General features: G+C 62.7%; 21 protein-coding genes. 1 reads left to right on the top strand and 20 read right to left on the bottom strand.

Annotated features, from left to right (window positions below; genetic code table 11):
- Positions 1 to 74: 74 nt before the first annotated feature.
- Together CH249_RS13975 and CH249_RS13970 are read right to left on the bottom strand one after the other, a co-directional pair.
- Entirely contained in the window at positions 75 to 1,169 is a 1,095-nt protein-coding gene (locus tag CH249_RS13975; RefSeq protein WP_094683353.1) for a SidA/IucD/PvdA family monooxygenase, read from the bottom strand.
- Positions 1,170 to 1,173: 4 nt separating this feature from the next.
- Positions 1,174 to 1,485, bottom strand: coding sequence for an MbtH family protein (locus CH249_RS13970; protein ID WP_015586165.1), 312 nt, complete (start codon positions 1,483 to 1,485; stop codon positions 1,174 to 1,176).
- A 203-nt stretch (positions 1,486 to 1,688) separates the two neighbouring features.
- Between CH249_RS13970 and CH249_RS13965 the strand changes: the two genes are divergently transcribed.
- A complete protein-coding gene (locus CH249_RS13965) occupies positions 1,689 to 2,642 on the top strand; it encodes a UbiA family prenyltransferase (RefSeq protein WP_080730065.1) in 954 nt (317 codons plus the stop codon).
- Positions 2,643 to 2,654: 12 nt separating this feature from the next.
- Here CH249_RS13965 and CH249_RS28440 read toward each other — a convergent pair whose 3' ends face one another.
- The 18 genes from CH249_RS28440 to CH249_RS13875 form a co-directional block, all read right to left on the bottom strand.
- Complete coding sequence (locus CH249_RS28440) at positions 2,655 to 2,915, bottom strand: helix-turn-helix transcriptional regulator (RefSeq protein WP_080730074.1); 261 nt, start codon at positions 2,913 to 2,915, stop codon at positions 2,655 to 2,657.
- 611 nt (positions 2,916 to 3,526) lie between these two features.
- Positions 3,527 to 4,093, bottom strand: a complete 567-nt coding sequence (def, locus tag CH249_RS13955) for a peptide deformylase (protein ID WP_015586162.1) — start codon at positions 4,091 to 4,093, stop codon at positions 3,527 to 3,529.
- A 145-nt stretch (positions 4,094 to 4,238) separates the two neighbouring features.
- Positions 4,239 to 4,406 (bottom strand): hypothetical protein, encoded by a 168-nt coding sequence (locus CH249_RS27900; RefSeq protein ID WP_155289036.1) that lies wholly within the window; start codon positions 4,404 to 4,406, stop codon positions 4,239 to 4,241.
- A gap of 25 nt (positions 4,407 to 4,431) precedes the next feature.
- Entirely contained in the window at positions 4,432 to 5,322 is an 891-nt protein-coding gene (locus tag CH249_RS13950) for a hypothetical protein (RefSeq protein WP_015586160.1), read from the bottom strand.
- A 168-nt stretch (positions 5,323 to 5,490) separates the two neighbouring features.
- Positions 5,491 to 5,799: a hypothetical protein gene (locus CH249_RS13945; RefSeq protein WP_015586159.1), complete on the bottom strand. Its 309-nt coding sequence runs from the start codon at positions 5,797 to 5,799 to the stop codon at positions 5,491 to 5,493.
- A gap of 36 nt (positions 5,800 to 5,835) precedes the next feature.
- Entirely contained in the window at positions 5,836 to 6,267 is a 432-nt protein-coding gene (locus CH249_RS13940; RefSeq protein WP_015586158.1) for a hypothetical protein, read from the bottom strand.
- 78 nt (positions 6,268 to 6,345) lie between these two features.
- Complete coding sequence (locus CH249_RS13935) at positions 6,346 to 7,095, bottom strand: hypothetical protein (RefSeq protein ID WP_015586157.1); 750 nt, start codon at positions 7,093 to 7,095, stop codon at positions 6,346 to 6,348.
- A 76-nt stretch (positions 7,096 to 7,171) separates the two neighbouring features.
- Entirely contained in the window at positions 7,172 to 7,951 is a 780-nt protein-coding gene (locus CH249_RS13930; RefSeq protein ID WP_015586156.1) for a hypothetical protein, read from the bottom strand.
- Positions 7,941 to 8,489, bottom strand: a complete 549-nt coding sequence (locus CH249_RS13925) for a hypothetical protein (protein WP_141215466.1) — start codon at positions 8,487 to 8,489, stop codon at positions 7,941 to 7,943. Before CH249_RS13925 ends, CH249_RS13930 begins: the two co-directional genes overlap by 11 nt.
- Before the next feature lie 859 nt (positions 8,490 to 9,348).
- Positions 9,349 to 9,681 (bottom strand): hypothetical protein, encoded by a 333-nt coding sequence (locus CH249_RS13915; RefSeq protein WP_015586153.1) that lies wholly within the window; start codon positions 9,679 to 9,681, stop codon positions 9,349 to 9,351.
- Positions 9,682 to 9,721: 40 nt separating this feature from the next.
- Positions 9,722 to 11,974, bottom strand: a complete 2,253-nt coding sequence (locus tag CH249_RS13910; protein WP_015586152.1) for an FtsK/SpoIIIE domain-containing protein — start codon at positions 11,972 to 11,974, stop codon at positions 9,722 to 9,724.
- Positions 11,971 to 12,399 (bottom strand): hypothetical protein, encoded by a 429-nt coding sequence (locus CH249_RS13905; protein ID WP_015586151.1) that lies wholly within the window; start codon positions 12,397 to 12,399, stop codon positions 11,971 to 11,973. The genes CH249_RS13910 and CH249_RS13905 overlap by 4 nt, the downstream gene beginning before the upstream one ends.
- A gap of 666 nt (positions 12,400 to 13,065) precedes the next feature.
- Entirely contained in the window at positions 13,066 to 13,665 is a 600-nt protein-coding gene (locus tag CH249_RS28435; protein ID WP_015586149.1) for a hypothetical protein, read from the bottom strand.
- Positions 13,665 to 15,131 carry a peptidoglycan DD-metalloendopeptidase family protein gene (locus tag CH249_RS13895; protein WP_072692242.1) on the bottom strand — a complete coding sequence of 489 codons (1,467 nt, stop codon included), beginning with the start codon at positions 15,129 to 15,131 and terminating at the stop codon, positions 13,665 to 13,667. Before CH249_RS13895 ends, CH249_RS28435 begins: the two co-directional genes overlap by 1 nt.
- Before the next feature lie 119 nt (positions 15,132 to 15,250).
- Positions 15,251 to 17,368, bottom strand: coding sequence for a hypothetical protein (locus CH249_RS13890; protein ID WP_141214634.1), 2,118 nt, complete (start codon positions 17,366 to 17,368; stop codon positions 15,251 to 15,253).
- 50 nt (positions 17,369 to 17,418) lie between these two features.
- Positions 17,419 to 19,944: an ATP-binding protein gene (locus CH249_RS13885; RefSeq protein ID WP_015586146.1), complete on the bottom strand. Its 2,526-nt coding sequence runs from the start codon at positions 19,942 to 19,944 to the stop codon at positions 17,419 to 17,421.
- Positions 19,944 to 20,675, bottom strand: coding sequence for a hypothetical protein (locus tag CH249_RS13880; protein ID WP_015586145.1), 732 nt, complete (start codon positions 20,673 to 20,675; stop codon positions 19,944 to 19,946). The genes CH249_RS13885 and CH249_RS13880 overlap by 1 nt, the downstream gene beginning before the upstream one ends.
- A 61-nt stretch (positions 20,676 to 20,736) precedes the next feature.
- Complete coding sequence (locus CH249_RS13875) at positions 20,737 to 21,069, bottom strand: hypothetical protein (RefSeq protein WP_015586144.1); 333 nt, start codon at positions 21,067 to 21,069, stop codon at positions 20,737 to 20,739.

Below are 21,069 nucleotides of genomic sequence, written 5' to 3'. Positions count from 1 at the left end.
AAGGGTGGCCCTTGTCGTGGGCGAGTTACGACAGGACTCGCCGAGCACCTACATATGAGGTTGTACGGGGACCATCACGTGAGGGTGTACACCGATACCTGGAGTAGCGGTGCCGGGTCACTTGGCCGGTAGCCGGTGGCGTAGACGATCACGTCTGCTTCGATGGTATGGGTCAGACCGGTGGCCGAGGATGTGACCTCGACCCGTACGCCGTCTGTGTCCTCGTCGACGGATGTGACGCGCGAGGTGTTGATCATCCGTAACCGCTGTTTGCCCAGGACCTTCTCCTGGTAGCTCTTGAGATACAGCGACTGTGAAATATCGAGATCGACCACTGAGTAATTGGTGTTGGCGTGGTATTCGAGGAGCCTCTGCTTCTCGTCGGTCGGAGCGGAGAAGAACCGGTCAACTCCCTCCGGATCGAAAATTCCATTCGCATACGGGCTGTCATCGGCGACGCTGTAGCCGTAGCGGGACAGGACGGTGTGCACATTGGCGCGAGGGAAAGTCCGATGAAGGTAGTCAGCAACTTCGGCGGCACTTTGGCCAGAGCCCACGACGACAAAATTTTGAGGGACGTATGTAACTGCGGCTGCTCTGCCCAGCAGTTGGGAGCTGTGCCAGATCCGCTCAGATCTGTTGACACCATCGGGAAGTCGAGGCGTCAAACCCATTCCGATCACGATGTTCCGCGCCCGCTGAACAACGTCATCTGGGCCGACTACATCGACGTACTCCACCACGCCATTCTCGACTACTGGTCGGATGTCTTTGATCTCGGACCCGTACGAGACGTTTGACTGAAATTGGCTAGCTGCCCACTCCAGGTAGTCATGAAACTCCACCCGCAGTGGGTAGAGAGTTTTGCTGTTGATGAACTCAGCAATTCTCTCTTTCTCTCGGAGGTAGGACACAAACGTATACCGACTCATCGGATTGCGCATGGTGGCAAGGTCTTTGAGAAAAGAGACCTGCATGGTCGCATCCTCCATGAGCATCCCACGGTGCCAGCCGAAACGAGGCTGGAGCTCGTAGAACTTCATGCTGAACTTTGCCGGCACCGGTCCGGGCTGGATGGACTCTTGAAGAGCTATCGCGAGAGCGAGGTTGGAGGGTCCAAAACCGACCCCAACAACGTCCGCGACGGACGAGCCTGACTGTGCTCCCATCGAGCTACGACCTAATTTCGTTGTGGTAGGCATCGGCTGGGATGCCCTCAACCGAATTGGTCGTTCCCGGCCGCATAGTTGGTCCGACATTAGTTGTCTGGCTGCGGTTTTCGGCCTGAGCAATGGCGAGTGACTTGGGGCGCAAATCGGTCCAGTGGGTGTCGACGTACTCCAGACAAGCAGTCCGCTTGGCCTCGCCGAACACTCTTGACCAACCGGCCGGGACGTCGATAAAGACCGGCCAGAGAGAGTGCTGCCCCTCCTCGTTGGTGAGAACGAAATAGCTGCCGTCTTCATCGTCGAACGGATTGCTCATGGTCCTCGCTTACTCGGAGAGTTGCAGTACGCCTGCTGTGCATTTCGGTACCAGTCGAGTCTGCCTAGCAGCGAATACGTTGGTCCCCTTTGTGGCACGAAGGGAGTAGGTAATACCTCAGAAAACTACAACTTTGGATGTAGTTTTAGCGAAGACAAGTCCGGGCAGAAACCTTCGTGCACTGCGACAGCTAGGCTCCGGCTGTGTCAGATGGGTGGTCGTATCGGTGTGAGTCGGTCAAGCACGGCACACAGGTAGGTCGTCCTGGGGGCGCGTCGAGTCCCGCAAGAAATGCATGGTTGTGCTTCGTGGAGGCCAGACCGCAGGTCCAAGGTGTCTATCTGCTTCGATTCGCGGTTGGAATTGCCGGCGTATCAGCGACTGCAGGGCCTGTCGGTGTCGGACAATTAGCGGCCGGCGCGTTGACCTGGTGGGCCGTCGTGATATCGACGTACTTGTTCAATGGTGTGACTGACGTCCTTGAGGATGTGGCAAACGCGTCGCAGCGACCGATTGCGCGGGGGGAACTGGCAGTCCGTACAGCCCGGTGGGTCAGCGTGGCTACGGCGATCACAGCCCTGCTGATGGCTGCAGTTGCGGGGCGCGAGATGTGGTGCTGGACCTTCGCCTTCCTGACGCTTGGGTGGGTGTACTCGGCACCGCCACTGGCTGCCAAGCGTTGGAGTTTGTCTTCTTCTGTAGTGATATTCGGCCTCGGCTGGGCAAGTTATGCTGCCGGAGCGGCCGCCGGCGGCGGAGGATTTGGGCGTACGGAACAAGTCTTCTGCGCATCGATGGCAACATGGATGGCGTTGGTGGGAGCGGTCGTGAAGGACCTATCCGATGCCCACGGGGACGCCATTGGTGGGAGGCGCACTCTGGCAGCGCAACGTGGACTCAGCTCTGCACGGCGGCTGGCCATATTCGGAACGACTGTCGTTGGAGTATGCGCACCGATCGCCTCACTGCTATGGGCACCGCTCGCACTGTTCGGAACATTGCCGTTGACTGCTGGAGCTCTCTGGGTGATGGCGCTATGCGCGCGGGCGAACGACTATGACCTGAAGGCACGGCGCTGCGGGTACCGCGCTTTCATGGCCACCCAGTACGCAGCAAACCTCGCGATGCTCGGCACCCTCCTGGTGCGCGCGGTATGAAATTGCGGGCCGCTAGATGCGGCTGCCGAATAGCCTGTGCAACGCGTCCATACGGGACGACGCCCCAAGTTTCAGATAGGCGTTGGACAGATGCCGCTTGACTGTGAGCTCTGAAATATTCAGAGTGCGAGCGATCTGCCGGTTGGTCATCGCGAACGCCACAGCCTCCAAGACTTCAAGCTCCCGGTTGGTCAAAGATGCGTCTGACGCGGCCTCAAGCACTCGAAGTTGCCTGTCCCTCAAATGGCCTCGGGTCTCCTCGTAGCTGAGCATGCCCGTGTGAAGGCGGCCACCGGCAGCAAGGCGAAAAGCGGCGTTGATGCGTCTCCAGACCCCAGGTCGGTGTGTCAAGGGTGCCTCTTTGGCGGCCAGCTCTATTGCAGGCTCAAGGGATGACCACAGAATCTCCACAGCTCGCACGGACTCCGAAGCCGGTATTGCCTGTAGGGCTCGATGCGAGCCGAGCAACCGGGTGTACTCGTCTGGAATCGCCGACCGAGTAGTCGAAGACGTGGGAAGGCCTAATGCATCTACGCACTCGTTGAGGATTGCCAGTGCTTGGCGGCGGCACTGTGACCACACCCCCGGATTGATCCCGAGGGGACTATTCTCGCGTAGCAAAGTGGTTCTGTACGCCGTCACTACCTCTGGAATCGCGGCCCGTAGCGACGCCGCAGCCATTGCGTAAGGCATATGTTCCCCGAACTCCTGTTCCCTAGCCCAGGATACAAGACCATATGGTCCGTTGCCGTGCAATAGCGAGCCATGGATGCGTTGAGGGTTCGACCTACTGTTTCGTGTAGATGAATGTCAGGCTTCGTGAAGGTCTTGACGTCACCGGGTGGGTAGGCGGAGCAGAGCGGTCACTGCTTCCGGAGCAGAATCTATCGTGTTGGCCAATCGTTGCTGTACTGCTCAGAGACCGTCTCGTGGTCACGATAGAGCTGTTTACGTTTGCGCTTCGAGAGGCGGTCGCCGAAAACGATACCGTTGATGTGATCGGTTTCGTGTTGGAAACAACGCCCGAGCGTGCCGCCTGCGTTGAGTTCGATCTGGTTACCGTACTGGTCCTGTCCTCGACAGATAGAGAACTCTGGCCGTGCGAGGTCGGTGTATGCGCCGGGGAGGGACAAGCATCCTTCACCGAAATCGATGAGGTGTCGATCGTTTCCTTCGGCGAGTTCGACTACCGGATTGCAGACGACACCAGTTCGCCGTGTCCCGGTCTCGTCACTGCAATCGTAGATGAACACCGCAAGGTCGATGCCTACCTGCTGAGCGGCGAGGCCGGCACCGTCCGCAGCAGTATTGGTCGCGAACATATCGGCAAGCAGACTTTGCAGATCAGGACCGAAGTCGGTCACCGGTCGAGCCGATGTGTGCAGGACAGGGTCGCCCCATCGGACGATTGGTCGAGCATTGCCGAGGCGCAGAAGTTCAGAGACAGGCATGACTCGTATGCTCCACCCTGGCTACGTTAGAAGCAACCGATGAGGTTTGTTTTGGGCGCGTATCACGTTTTGTGGCCGTCATCATGGTGCGGAGTGGCTCGACGAGAGCATCCGATCGCGCAGGGCCCATGACAAGTGACCGTCTCTATTCCGATTCTTCGCCGGTGTCGATGGCTCCGTCGATGGGTCCGGTCTGGGGGTCTTCGGCTTGGACGGCGCGAAAGTCGGCGCGCGGCATGATGTCTGGATGAAATTGCCATGGTGCGCGGCGTTCTCGTCGGTGTGGTGGCGGTGAGGCCTTTTCGGTGGGCATGTCTGTTTGTTCCTTTCGCTGATGGTCAGTCCGTGTCGATGTCTTCGAGTTGCACGACGAGCCTTTCCCTGACCCTCTGACCTGGTCGCTCGTAGGGGACGAAGTGCGAGTTGACGACTCGGTAGCGGGTGCCCCGTGGGAGGAGGTGGCTCGTGTCGTCGCCCTTGTCCGATGCTCCGAGGTACAGCCCTCGTGTTGTTTGGATCTCGAATACGGCGTCCGTCGGATGGCTGTGTGCGTCGAGTTCGTGGATCGAGTGGCGGGCGCCGGTGAAGCGGTCGAAAGCTATGACCGAGCCGGGTGAGAGGGTCTCGGGTAGCTCGGATGGATGGATGACGGCGTGGGGCAAGCTCACAACGGTGTAGACCAGGTGTCCACGTCCGGACTCACGCTCGTATCGCTGGATTGCGCGGTCGACTCTCTGGATGTGGCGGCGCTGGTCGTCGTCGAGCCGAACTGCATCACCGTTGACATCGGACAATGCGTCGTTGGTGCGTTTCCAATTTTCTGGATCTCCGATCAGTGTGCTCATCGCACGGTGCTGGGCTCGGGGAACGCTCTGCTCGACAGTCCTTTTGGTGGCTGATCGCGCATTGCGCTGGCGGGCGCTGAGGCTTCGACGGAGTTCGATCGCGGCCGGCAGCGAACGTCTTTTTCGTTCGTTCGTGATCGGCGCGGCGGTGTTGCGGGGGAAGGCGCGTTCGAGGTCGCGGCGCGCGCGTGTCAGACCGGGCAGTCCTTCGATGTCGGTATCGAGGCCGCGGGCATGCTCGCGATTCGCGGCTCGGTCGGCGAAGGATGCGTGCGGGAGCACCACCCCTTGCTTCTTCTCCAGCTCTCCGCTGGATCCTCGATCGGGGTCGAACGCGCCCCCGTCTGGGGTGACGCGGTTACGACTACGGCGCGCGGAGGACATCGGACCTCACCCGGAGGGGGTCTTGCGGTCCCGGATACAGAGTCGGTACTGCGGCCCCGCGGGGGGCGGCGGTACCGACTCGACCTGCAGCGCCGCCGAAGTATTCGACAGCGCTGCAGCAAGTGCACGCTCGGCGGACGCCTCCACCGAGCAGTGCGACAGCTTGGGTCATCGTCCCGGCCGGCCGGGCAGGTCGGTTCCGGTTCCTATCGTCCATGCGACATCGACGACGTCGGACAGGGTCCGGCTCAGGTGGCCACAACTCGTGCATACGCCGGGCAGCTTCTGTGAAATCAGATCGAAGAAGTGCTCGTCGCACGCGAGGTGGGCCATGAGCTGTCCGCCGGCGCAGCAATCTTTCATGGCCACCGCCCACCATGCGCCCCGCGGTCCCGCTCCCCCGTCCCTGGGTTCCAGCGCGCAGACGTCGCAGGCCAGCTCGATATGGGTGATCGCGTCGGTTCGGTCGGTGCTCATCGCACAGCCCCCTCTGGTTGTCGACGGGATGTCATGTCAGCTCGCCATGGCGTCGTGCTCGCCGTGCTCGTTGTGGTGATCACTCCGGTGTTCCTCCGACGCCGGTGCGGCATGGTTCTGCTGCCCACTGTCGTGCCCGTGGGGTTCGCCGCCGGTGGCGGCGGTTTCTGCCGGCGGGGTCTGCGTGGGTTCTTTCTTGCTGGTGGCCGGTTTTGCGACTCCCTTCAGTGATGGCCGGACGTAGCCGCCCTTCTTCAGTTGGGCGGTGGTGAAGCCTGCAGCTTTGGCGGCGTCGTAGGCCACGATGAATTCGGCGGTCGAGTCGACATGTTCGGCCTGCGCTTTGGCGACTGCTTCGGCCTTCTGCCGGCTGTTCTCGGCTGCTTCGACAAGGTTGCGCATTGCGGTGAACTGCGGGCCGAGGATCTCGCGGGTGGTTGCATCGGCCTGGTCGGCGGTCTTGGGCATGAGATTCCTTCTTTCATGTTGTGTGCGAGGGACTTTCATTTCCTCTTGGGGAGGAGATTTGTGTGGCCGATCGTGTGGTCAGTTCGCCGGTTCGGTCTCGCCCGCAGTTGTCACCGCGGTGTTGCCGAGACCGCAGAGTTGCGTGGCCGCGACAGCATCACCGCGGGTGATGGGCAAGGCGTATGTCTGCGCCACACGAAGATATTTCGCCGCAAATGCACATGCGAGGTCGTCGTTGCTCGGATGCCACTGAGAAAGCCCACGTTGGGCTCGATGTTCAACTGCCTGCGCGCTGGCGACGATGATGTTGGTCTGTACGTCGCTGACAAAGCGTTGCTGCTGTTCGGGTGCCCATGCAGCAGCACCCAACGCCCACGCCGCGTCCAGCGGGTAGACGTAATCGCTTGCTGCAGCATCTTTCTCAGATGCTGCATCGAATTCGACGGTGACACCGGTGTATGGATCATTCAACACGCCCTGTGCCACAACGCAATTGTCCGTTCCGGCAGCGAATGTGACGGCCTCGAGCTCCGCTGCCAATGCGATGTTCCTGGTGTCGCATCCGTGATCGCTGCCTGGCGGCCGCACGAGAAGTTCCGCCAAGCGCTGACCGTCGGGCCACCTGGCCGTGCTGTCGATATCGTCGACGACGGGCAGGGCGTCGAGAAGGCTCGCAACGGTGATGACGTCGTGGAAGACCTGGGGTGGTGGTGGCGCAGTGTCGGCCTCGTGGTGATCCGTCGTGATCACCACGGCAGCCGCGGCCGCCACAGCGACCATCACGGCTGCGGCAATGGCTGTCCATGCGGTCTGATGTGTCTTCGCCATGATGGCAATCACCTCTTCGGGAGCTGTCGAGTTCGGGGAGGGAAGAAAAAGCAGGACGCAACTGCGCGCAGGCGGATCAGGATGCGACGAGAGTGAGCGCGGTGCCGAGTGCGAGGTACGGGCCCAGCGCGATATGCGACCGTGCAGGCTCGGATCTGATCGCTCGAAGGACCCGCACGACTATCACTCCGACGAAAGCCGTCAGGATCGAGAACACCAGCGCCGCACCGAGGGATGTCCAGCCGACGTAGCCTAGGACCATCGCGAGCGAGACCACCAGTCGCGCATCGCCGATACCGATTCCGCCGCGCAGAAGCACTGCAAGCGCGAAGAACAATATGCCGGCGGCCAGGCCGGCCAGAAGGGCGCGACCGACCGCGCCCCAGGTGCCGTGAACGACACCGGTGAGCAAGATCATTGCTGCAGTTCCGCTGGCGGCCAGATACGCAAGAGCAGTCGGAATCCGTTGCACGCGTTGGTCGATCCACGCAATCCAGGGCACTACCAGAGCCAAGAACAGCATTGCCGCCGGCGGCGCACTCGTCGGAGTACTGACGAAAGCGGAGATGACGCCCCACACGACACCGGAGACGATGACGGGAATTTTCGTCCCCAGCGCCGCCTCGTCGACGGAGATCTCGACCCGTGCACACACCGCGATGACGGTGGTCCGCAGCGCGGCCGACAGAGCTACCCCGACGATCACTGCTATCGCGACAATCGAGACGCGGCCGACAGTCGCAGCAGTTGATGCCTGAGTGCTGGCCCAGGATGCCGACGACGCCTCGATCAAGGCCCATAGGACGCCTGCCGCCAGAGCGACCACGACACTTCTGACGTAGTCGCTACGCAACATCGGCTTCTCGTTCACCATCGGAGCGAGCGGCGTGCACGGCCATCCGGGCACGGTAGCGGACCTTCTTTTTCACCGCTGAGTCGAGATCGATTCCGAGTACGTCGGCCAGGTGCTCGGTTGACCACCGCCGACGGAGCGAAATTCCTACGATCTCGGCTTGCTCTGCAAGAGTGAGCGGCAGTCTCCATTCGCCGCACAGGCGACGGTAGACGGCCGCCTCGTCCACGCCGCGGATGCCTCGGGGCGAATGTGGACGTGCTCGGGGGTCGTCGATTTCGTCATCGTCCCAAGCAAGAGGCGTCGCCCATCCCTGCTCACGGGCTGCATTCCGGACCTGCTCGTCGGGGCCGGGTGTCATGGAGATCTGGTCGTAGACGTCGTTGATGACGGACCAGAGTTCACTGGGGACAACTTGATCCGATGGCAACGTCGAAAGCTTGGGCACCGACAGCCCGGTCAGTTCGGACAGCGCTTGCACCGAGTAGCCCATCGCGACGAGGGCCCGGATCCGTCGCTGAGCTCCGACACCTAAGGTCATCGCCCGTCCCCGGGTGGGGTGGAAGGTGACGTCGAGAATAGCTTTCGAGATGCTTGCGGTGGTCTCGAAGCATTTGTGGTTGGCGACTGTCTCCACATCACTGAGGCTGAGCTTCGTGAGATCGAGGATCATTTGGTCGGGCATACCGCCGAGCCGCAACGACAGCAGGTGGCGGCGGGCGGGTCCGGAGGGTACCGACGAGGCACTCCCGCGGCGGGATGTTCTGTTAGATCCCGCCGCGGGAGTGGAGCGACGTCGCGCACGCGCAGCGTCACTGCCGTCGCTCGTCGGGCCGAAGGAACCACCCCTCGACGTCGTCGAGCGACTCCATGAACCGGTATTCCGGTCAGGATTCATTGTATTGCTATCGGGCACTGCATCACACAGTGCGGGGGAAAGATTGTTTTGCGTACGCGAAACCACGTCGACGTCAGTCATGGTGCATCCCTTTTCAGTTGATGCGGTTGGTCAGACCGCACATCAGATGTTGGGGACACTACCTCGCGGGAGTGCATCGCGTCCAGACCGTCGGGTCGTTTTTCTTCGGTGATGAGAGTTCCTCGGTCGTACAGTCCGCCTGCCGCGACGCCGGTATAGCTATCTGCCTCGGCTCTTGTGCGGCATGCGACGAAGGCCGCGAGCGGGCAGGTCTCGCACGATTCGAGGAGATGCGCTGCAGCGACGGTTGCTTTCCGGCGCCGTTCGAGACGTGGGATCCGTGACTGCAGCAGCTCTGCGACCGCCGTTTCGCGGGCGGCCCAGTTGCTGTCTCGGACACACTGACCGAGCGGCATCGTGAACGATTCTCTGCTCGCGATCGCGCGTAGTTCTGCGCGGCGACCACTGGTGGCTTTCGTTCTCATCCCCGGTCTCCTCGGTGCAGTCGAGCCTGTCGGGCTGAGTAGGCCGAGCGGCCGGCGCTGATCGCGACGGCACCGAGGGCGACGACGACGGCGAGAGCGATGATCAGTCGTCGACCGTCGAGCCCGGCACCGTCCGATGCTGGGATCTGCACCATCGGGGATGCCTCGCTGGCGATCAGAATGGAGTGCTCGACCAGCCAGGCGATTGCCGTCGACCACCACAGGCCTGCGGATCCGAGAGCCATGGTGGCTGCGAGTGGGGCGATCCAGATCAGCGCCATCTGATCGTCGTCGGAGAGGGCTTTGCTGTTGTTGCCGTGTTGGGACATGTGGTTGTTCCTCTTCTGATCGTGTGTGTCGCAGAGTGATTCAGGTGGCGAGGGCAAGGGGGCGACGAACTTGAACAGTCGCGTCGAGAGGAATGTCGAGCACCCCCTCGTCGTCGCCGTCGCCACGCCAGGTCAGCCCGACCATGTCGTCACCCGACTCGTCTCCGTAGATGTCGGGTTCGTTGTCGACGACGACCCAGATCCCGGCGTCCTCGTCGAGGAGAACTAGGTCGCCGGCAACGAGGTCGACCGGAGCAGTGTCTTCGGATTCGCCGTAGCCCTCCCAGTCGTCGACGTCGGTACCGGCGTCGGGGACCACCTGCAGGTGCGGGCGGTCCTTGTGCATCGGAGAGCCCGGGACGCCGGACACGGCTTTTTCTTTCGGCGTCTGCGCGTCGGGCTTGGGCTGGCGAACGGTGGGGGTGTCGAGATTGAGCATTGCCATCGGCGACGATGCGCGACGAGCTGAATCACTGTCCGCGCGCGTCTTTCGCCTGGCGACGGGATCGAGATTGGGATGGTCCGACGCGCGCGCCCAGGGCGCGCCGGAGACGTGATGGAAACGGATCTCTTCGTCGCCGTCCACGGTGCCGCCGGGATCCGGGTCGAGGATCACCAACCGCTCGTGCCGCACTTCGAGAGGACGCAGGCGGTCCAGCACCGCTGCGTCGTCGGCCCCGGGCTCAGTCTTGCGGGGGTCGGGAGTGAAGTAGGTCTGAATTTCGACCGCTTGGTTGTGGTCGTTGACACTGGTCGCCCGCCCACGACATCCGCGCGGGATACCGACTCCAGTGGTTGCCGATTCCCACATCATCAACGCGCCCTGCGGACTCAGACGGCCCATCGATACGCGCTGGCGAAAGTTGTCTCGCATGTCGCCGCCGAAGTACTCGGCATCGGGTCGCTGCGTTCCCAGCACCATGTGGCACTTCGCTGTGCGGCCTTTTCGTCCGATCGACGCCACTTCCTGGAGGGTCTTCGGCTTGGTGGGATCACCCTTACCTTTGATGCTCGAGTACCAGTTGAGCAGGTTGCCTCGGAAGTCGGCGTACTCGTCGATGAACAGAACGACGGGCTCAAAGTCGGCCTCGGTAGCTTCTCCGTTGACGATCAGCGAGTACCGGGTTTCCATGAGATTCCAGAACCGATAGATGACCGCGACCTGGTGCTCCATGTGGCTGGCGACGATCTGTACATTCGGCCAGTCCTGGAAGCCCAAGAACTCGACCCCTTTTCCGTCGACGACCCATACCGGCCAACCGTGCGCGGTGAGCTGTGTCAGCAGGGTGTGTGCGGTGACGGTCTTTCCGGTTCCGGATGCACCGACGAGCATGAAGTGTGGGTCGATCGCCGGCCGCCACACCATGGGGTTGCCGTCCTCGTCCTCGCCGTACGAAATCGCGACCGAGTCGTAGTCGGAGTGCGCGAGGTCGCCGAGATCGGTCGTGGATTCCGCGTCGCCGAGGCCGGCCGGGTTGTAGAGCTTCTTCGGAAAGGTCGGGCGCACCTCGAAACGCACCCAGTCCGTTTCGAGGTTCCAGCGAGCACGCCACCGACCGGGCAGATTGACGCTCACTACTCGTTGTACTCGGGCCCGATAGCCCTCGGACTCGAGTCGATGTCCGACCTCATGGGTGGCTTCGACAGCTACAAGATCCCCGGTGCTCGGGTCCGTCTCGTGTCTGGTGATCTTTCCGGTCGGCCCTAGCAGCGCGAGAATCGTGCGCGTGGCTTTGACGAGTTCGGGCGAGACATGCGTCTCGGAGACGGACCGTGTGTCCGGGACGAGAACGAGACGGCGTTTGCGTGTGTTGTGCTTCTGGATCCGGTACCGGCCCCAGCTCTGCTGGGAGAGCAATTCGACGACGCGGGGCTCCCACTGTTCGTCGAGAAGGAGCGCGGCCGACTGGTAGCGGACGGTGATTCTGCCCGGACGGCCGGGCCACTGGCCGCTCCACCGAGTCGCCGTCAGGACATCACGGGTCGGCGGTGACGCGGTCAGCCGGCAGAGCTGCTCGATCGCACGATCGGTCTCTTCGGCTCGGATCGTGGCGCGATAGCCGTTGTAGCTGACGGCCGCGCCCGCGCCGACGCCGAGTGCTGCTCCACCCCATGCGATCGCTGTGTCGAGGTTCAGGATCGGGCCCAGTGCTGCCGACACGACTCCACCGGCAACGTAGAGCACACAGTTGCGGATCCACGGATTGTTCTGGGGGTCGAGCGAGGGTGCATCACGTAGCGACCGGTATCCGTCGAGGGGTGCCTGAGTCGGGTTGGGTAGCGCGCACATCATGCATCCCGGGTGATCGTGATCAGGATCCCGTCACCGGAAGTTGGGCGCATCGTTGCGGTCAAGGCCACGCTGCGTCGGCCGACTTCGTTGTTGAGATGGGTCGGGTTGTAGTCGAGGGTGAAACGGCACGCGGCGTGAGGCTGGCAGTGCGCAGCGCGGAGAGCCGCATCGACAAGTCTGATCAATCGTTCGTCTTCGGTGTCGACGAGCAGGTTGCTCGAATTCCACTCGACGACGAGCGACCAGACCTCGTCGGTGGTTGCGAGGGTCACGATCCGGTTGGTGGGATCGTCGAGCCTGAGGGTCTCGATCCGAGCGAAGTTCGGCAGCGCTCCTCGATCGATGACAGGACTCAGGGGGCCGGCCGTAGATCGACTGCTCCTCGAACGTGCCCTCGCTACGTGTAGTCGTGTCGGTGCGCTCATGGGGACTCCCTGTCTCGTCGTGCCTTCTCGAGAACAGGTAGATCCAGGTGCGTCGACTTCTGTGACAGCCGCGGTGAATCTTTTTCCGACAACCTTTCATCTCGCGCTGCAGCGCATGCGTTCATGGCCCCATCAGTGGCGCACCGATCGGTCACCAGTGCTCTATCGGTGAGGGTGCGATTGGGGACGGGCAAGTCGCGTTCCGTGTTGCGACTGACCGTCGCGGGAACAGCTATGTGCGCTCGACACCCCTTGACATGGGGGGTACGCTGCAAACGGCGATGCGAAGCGAGTAAGGCTTGCAGCGACCTTCCCACATCCGGGGCATATAACCACCAATTCGCGGCAGCATCGGCGCCTCATCAACTGCTCATCGGATGCGGTTCGATTCCTCTCTTACGCACCCTCGGGCAACGTCCATCCGCCAACCCCAGCGTCGGCGTGACTGCCACGAGATTCGGTATACGCAAGCCACCCCGACCGGCCTGGGGTGGGGCTCCTCCTCGCGGATCCGCGAGCTAAGGGCCGACGGAAGCCGGTTGTCACGTAGCGCGACAGGGCTATGAACGGCGGCACCGATCACGGGAAATAGTGCGTTCCATGTTGCCTGTACAGGGCGATCGGTTCAGTGGCCGGCGACCCTCTCCGGGTCATGTGCGGCGAGGGTCAGAAATCGAGAGTGTCCACACTCCACCCGGCTGCGGTCGGCACTGCCGATACCCACACGGTCGTGGTGGAGTCGACGGGGACCGTGGCATCCGAGGTGACGGCCGATTGCGTTATCTCCGCGACTCGATAGATGCGCTCGGCGGTATCTGCCGGGCATCCGGAGCAGCCGATCGAGACGGTTGCGGTGATTTCGGCGTCTTCTTTCTTCCACTGTTCCCACTGGGCACCGGGGCCTCGCTCGGTCGTTGCAGGGGTGGAGAGTTTTGCAGCGAGGTTGTCGGTGAACCATCGGCGGGCGCGTAGAAACGCGTCGGTCGAGCTCGTGTCGGTGCTGGGGTACCAGGTGAAGGCGGTCGTCAGTGCTTGACGGATTGCGGTCTCCGCGTCTGTGGCGGCGCTGCTGATCGGAGCGGGTACAGCGGTTGTCTCGGTTGGCTGTGTGTTGATTTCGGGTAGCGACGGCGCGGTTGGCGCGCTCGTTGTCTCCGGTGCCGATTCCGGCTCATCGGTGGCGGGTGAGCTGCAGGACCAGGCGATGGTCACCACGGCTACAACGACGAGGAGGACGGCTATAAGACGTCGGCCGGCAAGGGACATCAGATCCTCCGGGCTTTCATTCCAGCCATGAGTGGAGCTTGTTTGACGACGTCTCCGGTGGTGGGGGCGTGGATCATCTGACCGCCGCCGATGTAGATACCGACGTGCCCAGGGCCGTTCGCCTCGAATGATCCGAAGACGAGATCACCGGGCATCGCTTGATCGATCGGGATCTCCGAACCCACTCCCCATTGGGCCTCGGATGTGCGGGGCAGGGTGATGTGCTTGCCCGCGAAGTAGGCGAAACTGGTCAGTCCTGAGCAGTCGAATCCTCCTCGGGAGGGGCCGTTGATATCTCCGCCGCCCCAGACGTAGGGGGTTCCGAGGTACTGGCGTGCAGCCTCGACGACATTGTCTCCGTCAGCTCCGGTCGGCACGAACCGGCCTGTGGAACCTTCGGATGTGTACTGCGCTTGGCCGGCCAGAATCTTCGCCACATAGGGCTGTGTTTGTGTGGTGTAGTCACCGCCGGATGGCATTCCACCGGCTGCGAGCACCGCGGCGGGGCCCGCGTTGTAGGCGGCAATCGTCAGTGCAGTTGGGTCGCCCTTCACTTTTCTCGCGGCGATGGCTGCGGTGATATCTCCGTTGATGGCGCACATGAAGTGGGCTTGTGAGATCACTGCATCTCCGATGGAGTTCGGGTCGGCTCGCCCGTCTCCGTCGTAATCCTTGCCCCACGTTGCCCAGGTTCCCGGCATGAATTGTGCGGGCCCCAACGCTCCGGTGCTCGATACCGGAGCGGACGGGCCGTAGCGGAAACCGTTCTCGGCGGAGAGTTGGGATGCGATCAGGGGAGCACCCACGCCTGGGCACACGGCTCCTGCTTTGCGGATCCACGGCTCGAACTCCGGCGGCACGGATCCGGTTCGGAGATCTCCGCCGGCCGTGCCGAAGCCACAATCGACAGCGGTACCGGCGCCGGTCGGTGAATCAGCGCCGGACGATTGGGGGCTTCCCGCCTGACCGAGTTTGCTCATCGGGTCGATAGCGGTTCCGCCCTGTAAACGGCCGCCTTCCCAGTACTCGAAGTGCAGATGTGGTCCGGTGGAGCCGCCGGCGTTGCCGATGTCGGCGATGTGGTCGCCGACCTTGACCTGTTGTCCCTCCTTGACGAGGACGCCGTTGGGATACATGTGCCCGTACACGGTGGAGACCGGTTTTCCGTCGACGATCGAGTCGAGGACGATCCACATTCCGAAGCCTTGAGCGGGTCCGGCTTTGACCACAGTGCCGTCGAGGGCTGCGTAGATCGGGGTGCCGATCGGGCCCGCGAAGTCGACGCCTTGGTGCATCGTGCCCCACCGCTGCCCGAAGGGGGACGTCATCGTGGTCGTGCCATCGCGGGTCGGCTTGCCGATGGGACCGGACGGGGTCAACGGCGATGCATCATCACCACCGGTACCGGACGAGACCGTGGGGGCACAACCGCTGGAACCTGACGATGTGACGAGTACGACGACCATCAATGGAATGACGACGAGTACACCGAGAGCGGCGATACCGACCGCCAGGGCGAGTTTCCACCATCGACGTGGCGCTTTCGAGTTCGGCGACACCGCTGTCTCAGGCGGGGCCACCAAGGTCATCGCCGTGCGCCTGACGCAGCTCGATGGAGGATTTCCGTCGGATTCGTGGTGGCACCTGGTTGGACGGTCGGTCGGGCACGACGCGGAGCACTCGACGGCCGCGTGGACCGGTCGGGAAGCAGAAGCGGCGAGCCCTCATCGGTGGAGTACTCACGGAATCGTCCGCCTCCAGGGCCGGTCACCGTGGCGCGGCTGGCCCGAACTTCTCGGTTTCCTGGAGTCGACAGTGCGGGAGCGGTGGCCACCGGCCGCTTGATACCGGGTGCGTTCGTTGTCTTGTCGCCGTGAGAGCGGACCGCCGATCGGTCTCCGACGGGGCTGGAGACCGGAGTGTGGGAGTGACCGGAGCCGACGACCGACTGCGTCGGGGGAAGGTCGATGTTGATCGGTTTGCGAAGGCTGGGGTGGGTTTCGGAAGCATTGGTGGTGTCGGTGGCCGCCTGGGTAGCTTTGGCGTCGCTCCGTCGACCGACGACCTTCTTGACGCCCGCGGTTGCAATCTTCCCGGCCGAGTAGACCACGGCAGCAGTTCCAAGTGTGGCTGCGCTGCTGGCGGCTGCCGTCCCGTCGACGAGAGCTTTACTCGCCTTGGCGGTTCGGGCCGTTGCATGGCTGGCTGTCTTGGCCAGTCCCTTTCCACCTTGATAGGCCTGGCGGGCCACTTGTCCGGCGTAGGCAGCTTGGGCGAGGGGGCTGGTCGGTGTCTTGGTCGATATCGCGGTGGGCGCGGCTCCTGGTCTGCTTCCGAGCTTGCGTGCGAGGGCGTCGGAAGCTTTGCGTAGTCCTTTCACTGCGCGGCGGTAGAGAATGATGCCCGCGATCAGAACGATGTCGGTCAGGATGAATTTCATCATCAGCGGAGAGTCGCCGTCTCCTCTGAACAACTGTCCGATCACGATCATGTATCCGACGAGGAACACCACCGCGAAGATAACGATGACCATCGACATCAGCACCGCGGCGAGGGTTTTCCACAATGCTCCGCGGCCGGATCCGGGCAGAATTCCAACGACGGTCACCACAATTCCCTTGACGGCCGATGCGAGGGCGGTGAGTACCGCGAGGATGAGGGTGAACGCCAGAATTGTGGCGAATCCGAGCAGGATGACACCGGCCAGTAGCATCGCGACCCCGGACCCGACCTGTCCCGGTCCGGGGTGATCGGCGAAGTCCTTCATCTGTTTTGCGCCTTCGCCGCCGCAGCCTTTGATGTTGTCTTTGAGGGTGTCTCGTGTGTTGCCGTCTGCTTTTTCGTGGCCGGCGTCCCAGGCTTGAGTGCAACGTTCTCCGTCGGGCGAGCCGTCGATGACTCGGCCGAAGTTCAGCAGTTGGGTGGGTTGCCTGATGAACGTGTCGGCCATCTGTTCCGAGATCTGGTCGATGAGTTCGTCGGAACTCGACGTCGTGTCTCCCTTGTTGGCCAGGCCTGCCGCAAGCTGCACGCCGGCGTCGCGCGCCTGCATGATCAGGCCGTCTTGTCCTGCGACCCGTTCGACTGGATTGGACAGGATCCCCACTGCCGCAGCGGCGATCGCTGCTGCCATCAGGAGTTCGTACACTCCCGTCGTCCACCGTCCGCGAATGACCCACCACGCTCCGATGCCTGCAGCAGCGGTGAGAAGAAGGCCCGTGAGCTGGAACTGATCGGTGACCGTTTGCATGGCATCGCCGATCGAACGGAACGGCGCAGTCAACAATTCGAGCCACTCGAACCGCAAGGCGTAGGTGACGAACCAAATCGCGAAGCCGGTCACCCCGCGGTACACCTCGTACTCGAGCATGATGAAGGTGGAGAACACGGTGTACATCGGGTGCCCGACCGAGCCTTCGTCGATGGACATGAAGTAGTCCCAGACCAGAATTCCGTGAGAGTCACGGACTTCCATCCAGCTGAATGTGCTGTTGGTGGGCAGGGTTTCACCCGGGTCGGCATGAGCCGGTGACGCCAGGGCGATCGCCAGCAGACCGATCATGTGCCAGACAGCGACACCTGTGACGATCGCGCGGCGGATTCGAGATGCCACTACCCACTTGAAGACAGGGCCGAGGAAGCGAGCGAGAACACTGCACCACGACCGCGGGATCCACGACCACAGCACGAGCTCGAGAACCATCTTGACGCCGCCGCCAATCGAACCTGGCCGGCGCACAACTCGTTTCGACATCACCATGTCGCCAACTCCGCAGCGCGCTCGGTAGTCGATTCTTTCGGAGTCGTACTCGCCGCTTGGTATCTCGCTTCCGATGCCGGAAGTAAGACCTTGATGCGGCCGACGTTGCCGGCGGGATCGCGCATGTAGCCCTCTCCGCGGCGATGCGGTGCGACGTATCCGTCTTTGCCTTCGACGGGCGATGTGTTCTCCATCAGCTCTTTGAGCAGTCCGAGATCGTCTTCCCCGACGCCGAGCCACTTCAACGATTTTTGCGCTAGTCGTCGATCCGTCTGCCGGAACACGAGCCGGGTGGGGATGAGCCCTCGCAGCGTCTCGGAGCCGAAGTCTGCTTCGGGGTCGTGCGATCCGAGCATCACCGCGGCGTCGTGTTTGCGGCCGTCTCGAATGAAGTCGATGATGATCTCGACACCTTCGCTCGAGCGCGTCAGGTGATGGCATTCGTCGAGCAGGAAGACCGCGAGGGTGTTGGGGTCCGCGAAGCAAATGCCGCGGGCGATCTGCGCGATGAGGGTGTACATCATTCGCCCTACCCGCTTCTGGAGCGACATCTGCTTGAACAGATGCTCGTTCTCCACTTCTCGCTCCGAGGGCAATTCCAGTGTGTGAGTGCGGAAGACGATGGCTCCTGCGCGTGGATTGAACGGCTCTAGGTCCGGCCGAAACAGCGCTGCTGCATAGGATTTGGTCGCGTAGACCTTCAACTTTCCGGCAAGCTCGGCAGCTCCGTCGAGGGTGCAGTCCTTCTCGAGGTGCGAAACCAGGCCTGGGGTAGTGAAATTGCCGAAGCGAGCGCGGTATTCCGGCTCGAGCACTTGAGACAGCAGTACCCCCAAACGGTCGTCGGGCTGAAGTTGCAACAGCGGCAACAGAATAGACACCGCAACTTCCCCTCCTCGTGCGGGCGAGAACAGCCGAAGAGGGTCCATCGTGACGTCCGGTGCTGCGGTATCGACGACCACCGCGTCGGTGATCGCTTCGGCCCACAGTGCGTATTCGCCCAGAGGGGTCCGGTCGACCACGATGACTTGGCCGCCGCGGTCGACGACCTGGTTACCGGTTGTTTTCAAGTAGCCGGACTTGCCTGATCCCAAGTTGCCACACACTCCCACCGAACCCGAAACGTCACGTGACGCTTTCTTGGCGATGTCGTGGTGCACGACGCCAGTGCGGGCCGAGGAAATGTTGAGTGCGATCAGCGGGCCGTCTCCGTCGCCGAGATCGTTGCGGGTGACCGGTACGTACGCGGCGAAATGTTCGGATGTGGTGATCTGCGCGAACTCGTTGCAGATCGCCGGCGTCGGCACGCCGGGTGTCATTGCCCAGAACAGCTCCTCCTGGAATCCGATCGGTGACTGCAACCTGTAGGTCGAACCCTCGAACTCCTTCGCCAGCTCGCGCTGATATGCGATGGCCGTCTCTTCGTCCGCGGCGGCGACACAGAAGACGGTGGTGGATTGCACTTCCATCTCCATTGCGTCCGCCTCCAGAAGCGCGTTGTATTCCGCGAGGGCGACGGCAGCGTCGTCGAGGACGCTGCCGGTGCTCAATTCGTCTTCTCGCTGGGTGTATTGATCGTTCATCTGCACCAAGGCGCGGCGGTTCTTCTTCAGAACCTCCGATGCAGCGGAGTTCTTGAACCGAATTGCCCAGTCGACATCGACGCCGCCCAGGTTGTCCGCGAGGGTCAGGTACTCCGAGCCTGGAAACAGCGTGCCGCCCGAAGGAGTGGCGGCGAGCACCAGGAAGCACTGATAGCTGGCCGGCGGTGGCGTTACCTCCCACGGCTGGTCGACTTTGAGCACACGCGACAAGGTCGGCGCCTTGGCCCGCCAGCCCGATTCGGGGCGATCGCTTTGAGCCCCTTCGTCGAGCCGCGCGGCAGTGAAGGATCCTCGAGCAGTGCCTGCCGGATGATCTAGAGCGGTGGGCATGTCGGTATCGAGGCCGAGGCCGCGCTGCAGAGCATGTTGGTGCAGCCACACCATCTGGGAGGGGGTTGCGGGGGTCGCATCGTAGAAGGCAGGGATGGCCGCGGCGATCTGCGCGGCCTGAGCTGCGCGGCGTTCTCTCTCCTCGACGGGAATCGACGAGGGCGGCATCCCCAGCAGATCGGCCACCGAGGACCATGCGGCGGACGTTGCGGCCTTGACGGTGTCACCGAAGCCGTGGTTGGCCAGGGGGATGGACAGCCAGTAGATTCGCTGGCCGGGTCGGATCTCCTCCAGGCGGTCGATCGTGGCGTCGCATTCGTCTGCCCACGCGGGATGGAGATCGAGATCGACACCCCGTTCCATGCGCTCGACGATGGTCATTGGGTCCAGACTGACCGCGACACTGAGCAGGAGAGATTCGCCAGGAAGAGCGCGCAGCAACATCTTGTGCATCGCCCGCGCGGTCTGTCGGTCTTCGATCGGCCGGTACCCGTACGGGATTCCGGTCAGGACGTAGTCCGCCCAGACGACTCCGGAGCGGGTCCAGCGCAAGTTCGAGGTGACGAGCCGGTTCGGTTGTTGCATTACGCCTTCTCTCGGGTCGGGGTGGGGGCCGCTGCAGCCATGGCAAGCAGCTGCTGAACGCTGCTCGCCGGTGCCAGGTTGGCGACGCCGAACGCTTCGGCCAGGGCTGGACTCTGCGAGCGCTGGCGTTCGCCGTCCGATCGCGGCCGGGCTGGCGCTGGTGCGATCTTTCGCTCCGGCCGCGGTTGGGTCAGAGGTCTGAATGCTGGTGCGGCCGGCGCTGCGTTGTCGTCGAGCTCCACCGGTGCCGCGGCGTTCTCTACTCGATCGCTGGATGCTCTGATGACTGCTGGTTCACTGATAGCAGCGTCGTGGCTTGGCGGGGTGTCGAGGATGATCACCGACCCCAGTACCGCGTGAGGGCGTTTGATCCGGATCGGCTCGCCATTGATCCTCGACGGTGACATCGCCCCGGTAGCCGCGCGCCCGACACCCCGGACTACTGAGATCGGATTCCGTGCTCCCTGCGGCAGCCTCCCCAACGCCCACAGGGTGCCGCCGGTGACACCGAGGAAGATGACACCGTTGGTGATGACACTGCCCTGCGCCCACAGCGACTGGGTCAGCCACAGCAGTCCGCCTGCAATACCCGCGCCGACGAACTGGGTCAGGGTGTAGGGGCCACCGGGGATCTTTCGGCCGTCTGGCGCTTTGCCGATCAGCTGCGGAAAATTGCGCGCTTTGGTGAACATCTTGACCACGCTCCGCGAGGAGGCCTGCTGTTCGGTCATGGTCGGTCACACTCCTGCGGGGGTCGTTGAATCGAGGTGTTCGTGAGTTGGCCGAGCAGTGTCAGATGAACGCCGCGATCGGATCGGGCACCACGACGACCTCGCTGCTTTGTGGCGAGGCGGAGCCGGGAAGCTCGTCGCCGACACTGTCTTTGACGGCGGTGATGTTCCACATCACCCAGATCAGTGCCCCGCCGACCACGATCGCCACCAGTGTTTTGGCAATGGCGAAGTGACTTTTGAAAGCAATCGCGGCGATGAACCCGGCGACGCCGACGCCCACGAGAGTGCGGATGAGGCCCTGCACCTCCGCACCTTTGTTGTTGGCCCATTCGATGATTCCTTCGGCGACGACGGTCGACGACGGATCGGCCAGGATCGAGGTAATGGTCAT

The organism is Rhodococcus sp. 05-2255-3B1 (assembly GCF_002258545.1).
GTDB lineage: Bacteria > Actinomycetota > Actinomycetes > Mycobacteriales > Mycobacteriaceae > Rhodococcoides.
The sequence above is the reverse complement of the archived record's forward strand: the minus strand, read 5'-3'. Positions and strand labels throughout refer to the sequence as shown.